12 protein-coding genes and 1 pseudogene are annotated in these 13,037 nt (G+C 38.7%); all 13 read right to left on the minus strand.

Translation table 11 applies throughout. From position 1 onward, the window contains the following. On the minus strand, positions 1–551 hold a 551-nt coding region (locus JOD14_RS00005; RefSeq protein ID WP_204652642.1), incomplete at its 3' end, for a UPF0236 family transposase-like protein. A gap of 266 nt (positions 552–817) precedes the next feature. Continuing rightward, positions 818–1,177, minus strand: a pseudogene (locus tag JOD14_RS13030) (reverse transcriptase domain-containing protein); the annotation flags it as partial. Between the two features lie 301 nt (positions 1,178–1,478). Next, positions 1,479–1,901 (minus strand): GNAT family N-acetyltransferase, encoded by a 423-nt coding sequence (locus JOD14_RS13035; protein ID WP_204652644.1) that lies wholly within the window; start codon positions 1,899–1,901, stop codon positions 1,479–1,481. 242 nt (positions 1,902–2,143) lie between these two features. Beyond that, positions 2,144–2,947 (minus strand): lincosamide nucleotidyltransferase Lnu(B), encoded by an 804-nt coding sequence (gene lnu(B), locus JOD14_RS00020; RefSeq protein ID WP_204652645.1) that lies wholly within the window; start codon positions 2,945–2,947, stop codon positions 2,144–2,146. 53 nt (positions 2,948–3,000) lie between these two features. Then, on the minus strand, positions 3,001–4,485 hold the full coding sequence (lsa(E), locus tag JOD14_RS00025) for an ABC-F type ribosomal protection protein Lsa(E) (protein ID WP_204652646.1): 1,485 nt from the start codon (positions 4,483–4,485) through the stop codon (positions 3,001–3,003). Positions 4,486–5,010: 525 nt separating this feature from the next. Continuing rightward, a complete protein-coding gene (locus JOD14_RS00030; protein ID WP_417323474.1) occupies positions 5,011–6,573 on the minus strand; it encodes a recombinase family protein in 1,563 nt (520 codons plus the stop codon). A 1-nt stretch (position 6,574) separates the two neighbouring features. After that, positions 6,575–6,991 carry a recombinase gene (locus JOD14_RS00035; RefSeq protein WP_204652647.1) on the minus strand — a complete coding sequence of 139 codons (417 nt, stop codon included), beginning with the start codon at positions 6,989–6,991 and terminating at the stop codon, positions 6,575–6,577. Continuing rightward, positions 6,992–8,554: a recombinase family protein gene (locus JOD14_RS00040; RefSeq protein ID WP_204652648.1), complete on the minus strand. Its 1,563-nt coding sequence runs from the start codon at positions 8,552–8,554 to the stop codon at positions 6,992–6,994. A 61-nt stretch (positions 8,555–8,615) separates the two neighbouring features. Next, positions 8,616–8,831, minus strand: coding sequence for an SHOCT domain-containing protein (locus tag JOD14_RS00045; RefSeq protein WP_204652649.1), 216 nt, complete (start codon positions 8,829–8,831; stop codon positions 8,616–8,618). A 55-nt stretch (positions 8,832–8,886) separates the two neighbouring features. Beyond that, positions 8,887–10,827, minus strand: a complete 1,941-nt coding sequence (locus tag JOD14_RS00050; RefSeq protein ID WP_204652650.1) for a DNA polymerase — start codon at positions 10,825–10,827, stop codon at positions 8,887–8,889. A gap of 72 nt (positions 10,828–10,899) precedes the next feature. Then, on the minus strand, positions 10,900–11,442 hold the full coding sequence (locus JOD14_RS00055; protein WP_455317194.1) for a DUF2815 family protein: 543 nt from the start codon (positions 11,440–11,442) through the stop codon (positions 10,900–10,902). 14 nt (positions 11,443–11,456) lie between these two features. Next, positions 11,457–12,593, minus strand: a complete 1,137-nt coding sequence (locus JOD14_RS00060) for a DUF2800 domain-containing protein (protein WP_104410839.1) — start codon at positions 12,591–12,593, stop codon at positions 11,457–11,459. Then, positions 12,586–12,903 (minus strand): rRNA biogenesis protein rrp5, encoded by a 318-nt coding sequence (locus JOD14_RS00065; protein ID WP_204652651.1) that lies wholly within the window; start codon positions 12,901–12,903, stop codon positions 12,586–12,588. Before JOD14_RS00065 ends, JOD14_RS00060 begins: the two co-directional genes overlap by 8 nt. Positions 12,904–13,037 lie beyond the last annotated feature (134 nt).

Below are 13,037 nucleotides of genomic sequence, written 5' to 3' on the forward strand. Positions count from 1 at the left end.
AAAACAAAGCCATCTCCTTCGATGTACAACACGTTAGGCTTACGTTTGGCTTGTTTCAATTCGATGTAGCGTTCATCAGACGTTTGTTGTTTTTTGAATTCTTGGCCGGCTTGTGTCACGAGCTGGTTCAACTTTTGATGACTAATCGTAAAAGGGGCAAAGAGTCGAATCGCTAATTCACCCGTTCGGTAGGAAACTTTCGTCGCAAACTCACTTAAATTGCGTACAAGAAGCAAACTGTACCGCCCATACTTTTGCCAGCCCATTGCTTCATCAAGAGGGTAAACGGGTGTGGCATCGGGCTTGATATAACGGCGTCGATTGGTCGAAACTTCCCCAAATGTGGTTACAATGGTGCGGGGAACTTTCTTTTCAATTTGGTAGCCTTTTTCTTTCATCGAATCAATCAAGGTATCGTCATAGGATTCAAAAACTTTTCCAACAACATTTTTGACGAATTCTCGAATAGAAGTGCCCAAACGTTTCTCTTTTGAAATATTGTCTGTATCACTCTTTAAAATCTCTACCAAATCATTTATAATTGTTTCCATGAAGACCATCCTCTTTTTGTTATTGGCCGCTAAACCTAACATTAAGAATAATGGTCTTCTTTCTTTTTTTCTAGTCCTACCGCAATATATTTTACACTTAGCGCTTCGATATTCATAAATGTGTAAAGGTAAACCAGAAACAGTTTCTACCAATACCCGAACACAAGCATAGATATCTGTCATCTGCATGGCTGATTGTTCTGTTACATTTTTATTTGATGTCGTTGCTCCTAATGAAAAACGATGGGGATTTCCCACCGTCTGATTTGTTGGTTTATCTCTTGACCGAAATACTTACGTATCAGTGAAATGATATCTCCATCCTTGATTGTTCTTGCGATTAAGTTCATTAATCTGTCGTGATTGACCGTATCAAAAAAGCGTTCCAAATCAATATCGACTATCCATTGGTAATCATTATTTATGTGGTTTAACGTTTCAAGAATGGCCATTTCTGCATAGCGACGAGGGCGAAAACCATAGCTATTTGGATGGAACTGCTTTTCATAGATTGGGCTAAGAATCTGTGCAATTGCTTGCTGGATAACTCGGTCGACAACCGTTGGGATTCCCAACAGCCGTTTTCCTCCATCCGGTTTTGGAATCGCTACTCGCAAAACAGGTTTCCATGTCACCACGGACACCCTTGCATTTGGCTGAGTGCTTTCCACTCCTTGGACGCACTCGGTACTTGAACCCGTTAGAGTTTGCCCATGCTGGGCAAACAAAAAAAGAGACTCCAGACCAAAATCTGAAATCTCTAAATTATGCAAACCACTTAATTATAATAATTTTTTTTGCTTCTTTTGTGTCAGCAATTTGACTATCTCCACACATGACGAGACAAATCCCTAGCTGTCAAAAATAAATCGCCTGAATATTTTTATGTAATCTGTTCTTTTAGAATAGATATCAATTGCTCAAAACTTATAGATACTTAAGGAATCTAATTTGTTCTTTTTCATTACTATAACCAAGCATTCTGTAAAAAATGTGAGCATCGTTTCTGCTTATTCCAGAATTAAGGCGAACTACGTTGACACCCATTTCTTTCGCCCATTGTTCAGCCGTCCTCATTAACGCTCGTCCATATCCTTTTTTCTGATATTCTTTTGCAATCGCTAATCCAAGAATATTGGCCATATCGCTAAAATAAAGTGTCCTGTATTTTTCTATATGAACAAAGCCTACAGCTTTATCATCAACAGTCGCTACAAACACTCGTTCTCGGTTTTTATCAATATTTTCAAGTCTAGATTTTATTAACTCCGGTTCGCAACTATAGCCTAAATCTTCTGCACAAATTTCGCATAATTCTAAAAAATCAGATATGTCGGCTTCTCTAACCACTGAATCCCCCTCTTTTTATACGCTTATTTATCTATTCGTTCTATCAACGCCACACACTCCACATGTTTCGAGAGGAGGGGATAGCTGTCAAAAATTAGGGACATGAACTTTATTGTCTTTGAGGGAACATATCCACTGAGGGCTTGCGTATGTGGGAACATATCCATAGACTTCGCTGTTTTTTGAAAACCGAGGTATACTGTTAATTCTTAGTAACCAATGCTCTAAATAACGTTACTCTTCTATTCACTAATGTAATTCAACAATCTTTCTAAAATATCATGTGTAACTTTTAAGTTGTATTGTTCAAGAAGGTGACTTCGCAAATCTATAACTAACAGTAAAGAATTTTTATAGGCTTCAAATAATTCTACCTTATCTAATCGAGCAGTGGTCTTTGCAAACTTTTTATAATTTTCAAGGCTAATTTCTTTTTCAAGGTTCTTACTCATATTTAGCCAATTATCCGCATTTTTTTCTACCATACGTATAAGTTGTAGTATATTTTTTTGAAGCTGTGATAAAAGTTCTAAAGAACGAGCATATTCTCCTCTTTTTAGAACATTGATTCCCATCAACCATAGATTAGAGAAATCACACAACAAGAAATTAGCATTTTCTTCAGTAAGTCTATTTGGTCTTGCACCACTTATCTCTAATAAATAATTTTCTAATTGCCCTGTTTCATCGTAAATAAGCATATCCTTCATATCAGGAATATAACCTGAATCTTTAAACGTGGGGATTATGTTCATATCTTTTTCAGAAAGGAAATGAAATTCCCCACGTATAAGATTATCAAAAATAACTACCTCTGTTCCATACTCATTTTTATAAAGCATCAAGTACGGAGCTACGTCAAACAACCAGTTGGATGAATCAAAGTTCGAGGTTATGCTATCTTTCAAAAATATATAGAACTCTATATCCGAGTATTGGTCACCTTCTCCTTTGGTAAAAGATCCATACATCATACAAGCTGTAATTCGTTCATCTGACTCAGTAAGATTCTTAACATTTGCAATTAATTCTTTTTGTTTTAACATTTCTTCACCCTTTCATCTAAATATCTTTTAGTTATTGTGGCAACTCAAAATCTCTATAGACATAAATTAATATTTTTCGTACAAATATTATTGCAAAAAGCATCATCATGCTCCACAAACAATAGTGTAGGACAATATTCTAAAATCATTTTTTCAATTTGGATACGTGAAAAAATATCAATATAGTTCAATGGCTCATCCCATATATACAAATGTGCGCTTTCACAAAGGCTTTTAGCAATTAGTACTTTCTTTTTCTGACCAGCACTAAAATCCTCCACGTTCTTATCAAACTGTTCTCTATTAAAATCCAGTTTACGAAGAATCGTTTTAAATAAAGTTTCGTCAATCTTATTATTATAGGCAAACTCAGATAGATTACCTTTTAAATATGAAGTATCTTGCGAAATATAAGAAATTTTTAGTCCACTTGCTAAAATAAAATTTCCGGTAAATTTAATATCATCTCCATTAATCAATTTTAGGATACTAGACTTACCACTCCCATTTTTTCCGATAATGGCAACTCTATCACCAATATTGATTCTGAAATTAAGATTACTGCATACTTCTTTATCTCCATAAGACAATGATAAATCATTCGCTTCTATTAGGCACTCTTTGTGAAATTCAAGTGGCGAAATTTTTAAGTCGTCATATTGTTCGATGTTGTGGAGCAGCTCTGATTTTTGTGAAACAGCTTCCTGATGTCTTGACTCAATATTTTTGGCACGTTTCATCGCTTTTGCAGCTTTATGTCCAACATAGCCCTTATCCAGTTTTGAGCCAGAATTTGTTGTTCCATATTTACTTTTTTCTACTTTATTTGACCAATTTGAACTACGTTTTGCTGCATAAGACAACCTTCCTATTTCTTTAAGGAGTTTCTTGTTTTCCGCCAGTTCAAAATTATCTTGTAACGCTTTGTTTTCCCACCAAGAAGTAAAGTTTCCTTTTTGGATTTCGATATTCGTTTTATTGATAGATAGTATATGGTCAACACATTGATCAAGTAGACTCCTATCATGAGATACCAAAATAAACCCCTTCTTGCGTTTCAAATAGTTTTGCACTACATTACGTGCATCGAGGTCAAGATGGTTTGTAGGTTCATCAATAAGCAGGAAACAACTCGTTGTAAGGAATAAAGATGCAAGAAGGACCTTTGTCTGCTCACCATTTGACAGTGTATTAAACGGACGATATAAAACATCTTCTTGAACATCAAGCAATGATATTTCACGAAAAATCTCCCAATCCATACATTCCGTACAAATACTCTTCATTACTTCAATTGTATATAGACTCTTATCTTCCACATCGTAAGGAAAGTACTCAAACTTAACTGTAGAACTTATATTGCCGGAATACGCATATTTGCCAAGCAATAAATTTAAGAAAGTAGTTTTTCCGCGTCCGTTTCTTCCAATAAAACCGAGTTTCCAATCTGTATCTATCTGAAAACTTACATTTTCAAAAATATTGTCATAACTTCCTTCATATGAAAAAGTTAGATTTGAAACATTTATTAAAGACATGTATTTCTTCCTCCTTTACATTATAAAAATTTTATAAGCAAAGTTGGTTTTCGGCATTAATTACTCTACAATGTTATCCAACTCTGCATGGATTTTGTCATGGATGGCATAGTGTTATTGTCTATCACATTTATCTTCCTTTCTTTTACAAATATTAAAAGCCGCAAGAAAGTAAATTCTTACGGCTCAAAAACAAATACTATTATTACCTTTTGTAATATATAAGGTTACTGTAATGTATTATTGAGTGTCGAATACTTAACTTTCTTGCAATTTGCACAACAAAACAAACGGTTCTATATCCGTTTCTTTAAATATCTTATTATGCATCATATAATTAGCAAGAAAAGTTATACATTCTTCCACCTCCAAGTCATTTCATTATATCATATTATCTTCAAAAATCCAATATAATTTTTCTGCTTTTGTGATTTTTCTGTTTTTTTCTAAAGATTACAACTCTATATCAATTCTGACTTTTGACTTGAATTTATCGTGAGTTTATCTTCATATATCACAACTTTTTCATATTTCCATTTCGATGCCTGATTTGAAGGCTATGATGAAGTTATCTTCGTAGACTGTAACGCTCTGGATTATCTTCCTTACAAGCTTATCATCGTACTCTAAGGTACGGAATTTGTTCTTGCGGATAAATTCAATCAGCTCATTGATTCTCTCGTTCTCGCCACTGAGGGAGGCATCTTCTACTAAAAGGAGCTGTCGCTTGTCTCTCAGCTCATCAATCTCATCTGCTAGATGTTCATAATCTTGACCCTTATTAGCCAGCTTGATGAGTTCTTTTTGTTTTTCCTCTAGTGAGTTGTTAATCTCTGATATTTGATATTCTGTTGTTTCTCCAATCACGGCATGAATGTTCTCTTCCAGGGTCTTTATCATGTTGTTGCCACCTGCAAGCAGTTTATTAATTGCGGTCATTACAGCACCATAGAGTTCATCTTCTTTTACGGTTCGGTTCTTACAGACCCCAGGACCCTGCTCGATTCTAGTCACACATCGCCAGACAAATTCTTTTCTGCCATGAATATTCCAATAGGTTCTCCTATAAATATCGCCACAATCTCCACAGAAGGTAATGGCACTTAAAGCGTACTTACTACTATAAATTCGTTTGTTCTTGCCTTCTCCTGTGTAGATATTGCTTCTTCGATGAATCTCTTCCTGCACCTGCAAAAATAACTCTTTAGGAATAATCGCCTCATGGCTATTTTCAACATAATATTGGGGAACATGCCCTTCATTTTTCACTCGTTTCTTGGTTAGAAAATCTAAAGTAACAGTCTTTTGTAAGAGGGCATCTCCAATGTATTTTTCGTTTTGAAGGATCTTCTTAACGGTTTCTGGTCGCCATCTTGGTTTTCCTGCTGCTGTTAAAATACCATCCTTTTCAAGACCTCGACCAATACCCACTAGACTCTGACCTTCAAGGTATTCTCGGTAGATGCGTTTGATAATCTCAGCTTCTTCGGGAACAATGATTAAATTTCCATCTTCATCTTTGGTGTAGCCCATAAATCGCTTATGGTTGACCTGCACCTTTCCTTGTTGATATCGGTACTGTAGCCCAAGCTTAACGTTTTGTGAAAGGCTCTGGCTTTCCTGTTGTGCCAAAGATGCCATAATAGTCAGCAAAACCTCACCCTTGGCATCCATGGTGTTGATATTCTCTTTTTCAAAGTAGACGGATATGTTCTTATCCTTGAGCTGTCTAATATATTGAAGGCAGTCTAGGGTGTTACGTGCAAATCGGCTGATGGATTTAGTAATAACCATGTCGATGTTACCATCCATACACTCTGCAATCATACGATTAAATTCGTCACGCTTTTTAGTGTTTGTACCGGAGATACCATCATCTGCAAAGATGCCAGCAAACTCCCATTCAGTATTCTTCTTTATAAACTCTGTATAGTGTGCGACCTGAACCTCATAGCTAGAATTTTGTTCTTCTGTTTCTGTAGAAACACGGCAATAGGCAGCAACACGAAGTTTCTTTATCTTTTCTTTTGCGGCTGTACTTCCTACTCTTTTACGAGCAGGAATAACCATTATATTTTTCTCTGTCACTTTATTCCTCGCTTTCTATCAGACTGTATAAGTATTCTGCTCGTTCAAAAGGATCCACTGGCATCTTATTATCTGCCTTTTTCATTTTGAATCGTTCTTTGGGAGGGGGAGAGGTGAAAGCGGCAAGCTCTACCACTCGACCTAAATCCTTTGCACGTTTCTCTCTAACTTCTTCAGCTTTATCAAATATCTCTTTATCAATAATTGCTGGATACGTATCATTTCCAAGGTAGTTGACGTTTTTCAAAATACGTCCCATCACAGAGTGTGTCTTATCAATACCTGCCTGTTCGCCAGCCACTGTAAGGGATAGTCCTGATATGTATTTCTCAAAGAATACCTTTACTTGAACTGCTGCCTTTTCATCGACAGTAACCACTCCGTCTTGAATTTTGTATCCATATGGAATATATGCCATCTATCTCACCACCTTTTCTTTCAGGGAGAGACCACATTTCAAATTGAATGTCAGCTCATCCCTGGAATTTACAATGATGTTCTCTACAAATTCTTCAAATAGTTCTTCCGTGTAGTCACCATTAAAATTATCTGCTGACACGTAATCAATGAGGTCCTTTATATCGTTTGCTCGTAAAACCCCACTCGTAAAGTTCGTTACCAGGTTTGTTTTTTCAGTTGTAAGATTTTTTATCTCACTATCCAAGACATTACGTTCCTGATTAAAAAGAGCTGGCTCAAGGAAACCTTTGGCCATCAGTGTAATAAGGGTGTTGCGTTCTTCCATGAGTTGCTCCATTCGCTTATCAATAGCATCCATTCTTTCACGGTCGCTTTCTTCATCGATTTGGCTAATTGATTTGAAAAGTGGCTCTAGGATTAGTTTGTTACTGAAAGCAAGCTTATTCATCATGGTTGTAAATGTGGCTTTGATTTCCCCATCTCGCAAGAACAACATGGAGCAACTCTCTTTGTCTTCGATATGACCGATGCAACTCCAAGCAATGTAACTCCTACCAACTGAGTAGTTTGTCTTTCTCCTAAAATTGCGACCACACTCTCCACAGACCATCTTGCCACTTAGAGCATATCGATTAAGATAAACGTTCTTTTTCACGCCCTTACACTTCATCTTGGCTCTTTCATCAATGAGATCTTGTGCCTTAGCAAAGTCTTCTCTACTAATAATTGCTTCATGATTGTCCTTGTAATAGTACTGGTCTTTTTCGCCTGTATTTGGATGGCGATTGTAGTTACTATCGGTGTAAGTCTTTTGCAGCAAAACATCACCCATATATTTTTCATTTCTAAGCATGTCAATCACCGTGCCTGCACTCCAGTGATTACCTCTACTTGCAGGGATTTTGTCTTTGTTCAAACCTCTTGCTATGGTACTGCTACCTTTTCCAGATAGGAATTCAGAAAAAATACGTTTGATGATTTCAGCTTCATCTGAAACTATAAACATCTTGCCATCCGCCTTGGAATATCCATACGGTGTAGTACCAACATAACTGCCATTTTGAAATCTCTTTTGAATGGACCATGTTGAGTTTTGTGAAATAGATGCAGACTCTTCTGCAGCAAATCCAGAAAGGATAGAAAGCATGAGTTCACTTTCCATATCACCCGTATTTAGATTCTCTTTTTCAAAATAAATATAAACACCGATATCAATCAGTTTTCTTACTAACTCTAGACAATCTACTGTATTACGAGCAAAGCGGCTGATTGATTTGGTGATAATAAAATCAATCCGACCTTGCTTACAATCTCGTATCATGCGGAGCAGTTCAGTCCGTTTCTCCATCTTGGTGCCGGAGATCCCTTCGTCATAATAAAGACCAGCAAACACCCATTCTGGATTAGACTTAATATATCGCTCATAGTGTTCACGCTGTGCTTTAAGGCTTTCAAGCTGTTCATCACTATCGGTTGATACCCTGGCATAAGCTGCAACTCTAAGTTTAGTGTTGGATGGTTGCATTTGGGGCAGTTCATCTATTTTTGTTATCTTTTTCATCATCTCACCTCGCTTTCGCCCATTACATACATCACTCTAAAAGCTATTAATAGCAAGCTTTTTAGGACATAATCTCGCCTAAACGGGGAGAGAATTTCTGCCTGTTCAAGGCTGATATTTTGTGTAATTCATCCGCTGTGATTTTGCCTTCTTTATATAGGTTTGCGACAATGCTCTCCGCTATGTGAAAGTCATATTCCTTTTGTAATTCTTCCTCTGTCATCTGATCGGTCTTACCCTTTAACGGACAACCATCTTTTACTTCATAAATGTTCATAGAAAAACACCTCCTACCTAGTAGCCATGGCAGGAGGTGAAATCTGATGATTTCTTTAATCTTTTTGATAAAAGTCACATTCATAGCCATCGGCGTCAAGAAGCAGCCCTTTTGCCCAAGGTGGCACTTGACTCATCTGTTTACATACTTCAGTAACCGCTATTTGAGGATTCGCTTCAATAATTACTTCATCATGGACATGAGCCACAATTCTGTAATGACGGAGAGACTTCATTGCGTGCATCAAAATATCACGGGAGATGGCTTGAACAATATTCTCTACAAACTTAGGACCGTAACTTTCAAGACGCTCCCATTTCTTTGTTCCACCTACTCCTTCATAGGTAACAGACTCACCACCAAACTGATTCTCACCAATTCGAGGTTTTACATAGGCAAGCCTTCTGCCAGAGGGAAGAACGATAAAAAGCATGCCACTAAAACAATGAAACTCGATGCCATGGGTTTCTTGTGATTTGTTTTCCTTCACGCATTGTTTAGCCGCCCGATCTACATCCCACCAGAACTGTGTGATGTTGGGATTAGACATTCTCCAGGCATTCACAAGCGGTTTTAATTCTTCCTCTTCAAGCCCCATCTCTAATGCACCCATGGCTTTTAGCGCACCAACAGAACCACCATATCCAAGTGCCAATTCAGCAATTTTACCCTTCTGTCTCAAGTGACCGTTCACGCCATGCTTTTCAACGGGAACACTGAACATCTGGGAGGCAGATGCACAGTAGATATCACCACCACTAGCAAATACCTTTGTTCGCCATGCTTCGCCTGCAAGCCATGAAAGCACACGAGCCTCAATGGCTGAGAAGTCAGCCACAATAAACTTATGACCCACTCTAGGTACAAAGGCTGTACGAATCAGTTGTGAGAGGGTATCGGGTATATCTTCATAGAGCAGTTCTAGTGTTTCAACATCACCATTTCTGACAATAGTTCGCGCCTCTTTTAAGTCTGGCATATGGTTTTGAGGGAGGTTTTGTAATTGCACAAGCCTTCCGGCAAAACGTCCGGTTCTGTTTGCTCCATAAAACTGAAACATACCTCTAGCTCTTGAATCACTACAAACTGCATTTTCCATTGCTGTATATTTCTTTACCGAGGATTTTGCCAGTTGCTGACGAAGTGAAAGAACTTCATTTAGTTCACCATCGGTTTCCTTAAGTTTCTCAGCGACAGCTTTTTTTCCGAGAGTCTCCATCTCTAGACCGTTTTCAGAAAGCCAGCTTTTCATCTGTTGTACAGAGTTTGGGTTATCGAGATTTGTTATCTGCTGCATGGCAGTTAGTAGTTTTTCATGAGATATGTCATCCATGGTAATGGCCTGCTTAACAAAATCCATATCCACCTTTATGCCTCGATCGTTGATTTCTTGATCGAGATGATACTCCTCCCAGATGTCCTCTGGTACTGGAAACTTAATCAAGCTTTGTTGTATCTGTATTTCTGCCTCCACATCACGTTTGTTATATACTTTAAACTGCTGCCATTTATCGATTTCATCAGTGGGTAGGTTACGGGTTCTACCACCATTTATTTTTGTTGGAGTACATGGAAGACAAAAATATCGTATCAGGTCTTTACCCTCCGTCAGCTTTTGCTTTTCAAGTCCTAGCACTGCACCTACACCTTCTAAAGAAAGAGGTAAACCCATATAGGCAGACCAAACCATGGAACATTTCCATGAGGAAGGATTTAGATAAGTCCCAGTGGGATAGCCCAAATAACGTGAAAGGCATACTCGCTCAAACTGAGCATTAAATGCCCACTTCGTAATGGTTTCATCGGTTAAGGCATCTAGGATTTCTTTTGGAATCTTTTCTCCATTCATCAAATCGATGACCTTAACTTCATCACCGTCAACCGCATAACCAAACAGCATCACCTCAAAATCATCTGCTTCTACGTAACGATAAACACCACTTTTTTGTAGATTGGTAGAAGAATAGGTTTCTATATCAATTTCTAAGTTTTTCATAGCTACCACCTTTCCTAAATGAAAAAGGTGGCAGAGGGAAGTCCTCCACCACCGTCAAGTTTATTGTTTCTATTAGGCAAGGAAGTCATCATCTACAAGAGTCGTAAAATCATCTACTGCAGAAGTCTTACCACCTAGAGGTTCTCCGTCTCTAATTTTTTGAATGTTACCAAGGCCACAAGCTACACCTTTATTACCATTTGAGTTGAAGGCATAGAAGTTAAGTGAAACCCTGCCATAACAACCGCTGTACACCTCACTGCGATCCATAATCGGCTTAACACTTTTATCTACAATCTGTGGCGCTGTCTTGCTATTCGCATTGATGAAGTAATGGCCTTTATAAGCCTCATCATCACGCTCTACATCACCATCACGCAGCGGTAGTTTAATGGCTGCCTTATTTGGTTTCTTACCACCAAACTTTGCGATACCTTCCTCAATGGCAGCATCAACTGCTGCATGGATAGCATTAATGGTTTCCTTGTCATCCTTTGGAATAAGGACGGATACGCTGTACTTTTCCGCACCACCATTAATGGATACAGGCTCCCAACCGTGGAAGTAAGAAAATCTTGAGTTTACACCTGTGATAACTTTTGTCTTGTTTTGCATATTTGCCATAATATTTAATCCTCCATAATTTCGTTAAATTCGTTTTTAGCATCTGCTACGTTCATTGCCGGTCTTTTATCTGAGTTTGGAACAAGAGTCGGCTTACCCGGTGGTTTGTAAATGAGGTCACCGAGGAGTTCCTCAAATTTGGATTTACCCATCAGTTTTTGCATCTCTGTCAGCGGAATAAGGCTCTTTCTGTAAATGTCCTTATATCCACCTGCCACGGCTTTTTCTGCAATGGCTCCTTCATCTTTGTACTTGCGAACCGAGCGACCTTCCACAACTTTAAAACCGTTCCACTCTTTACCGTGATTGACTGCTGCATCAGTGGCATAGGCTGTTATTTCATTCGCCCACTTGGTAAGGTCGGGAAGAATAAGTAAGATTTCTTCTATCTCAGCATCCGTCAGCAGAGGTGGCATCTTGAATTCTTTCTCTGCAAGTTTTAGCTTTTCTTCGGCTCTGGCCCGACATCTGTTTGCCGCTTTACAGAAGGTACACCATGGACCGGGGATGTATTCACCCTCACCGTTGAAGGCTTTGTCAGCTCTGGGCTTTAGTTCCTCTTCCGCCCAGCCTTTTAGTTCTTCCACCGGTATTGTCCAGGTGCTGACATTTTCTCTTCTAGGCTGAAAGATCGTCATGGACACTTCTTTAATGTCGTACAGGTGATCATAGATTCCAAGTGCTCCTAGGGCATAGAGCTTCATCTGTGGATTGTCCACTGCATCAACTAGCACACCCAGTCCATATTTAAAGTCTACGATGTGAAGTCTGTCATCTGAAATGATTACACAGTCTCCTGTCCCAAAACCATCTGGAACATAACAAGAGAAGTCAAGATGTTGTTCAATAAGAACGATAGGATCTGTGCAAGACTTTCTTGCAAGTTCCACCTGCTCCATAACGAAGTCCACGTAAGCATCTGTACATTCCTCCATCTCATCAGAGTTATACTCAGAGATAGGTCGCTGACTTCTCATATGAAGTGCCTTTTTTAGTTTGTGTTCACACAGGTCATGAGCCGCTGTGCCTTCTTTTGCTGCCTCACCACTTTGGTCTTCAAACTCCAGTTCAAGTCTTGCAGAGGGTAGGCAGTTGAGCCACCTGTGGGATGAGGATGCAGATAATATTGCATGATTACCCATTTCCAAGCTCCTCCGCATCTTTCAAGATGTCAGAATAATAAGCCTTATCAACAGCACTTAACTTGTCTGCACCATACTTCTGAATGAGTCCTCGCACTTCGGCGGTAAATCCAAGTTGGCTCTTTTCAGCAAGTACCATACGCACTTTTTCAAGCGGGATATCCGGCTCTTTTACTGGTTCTTGTTCCGTTGCAGCTTTTGCAAATGGAGCAGGATCTCCTTCTGTCATCGCATCGCAAACTGCCTGTATGCTGTCAGCAAGACTTCGCATATCATTGACCACTTCAAGCAGTAATTTTATTTTGCTCAAGGTCAGTTCCTCCTTTCGTCATTTCACAGATAGAGAGTTCCTCGATGCTATCTCCAGGGATCACAATCGTTACACGCTGTTTACTCCCTAAAAGAAAGCGAAGAATTCGTTCCCTTACGGACACATTACGGTAG

Origin of the sequence: Enterococcus lemanii (assembly GCF_016909125.1) — a bacterium.
GTDB classification, from domain to species: Bacteria; Bacillota; Bacilli; order Lactobacillales; family Enterococcaceae; genus Enterococcus_I; species Enterococcus_I lemanii.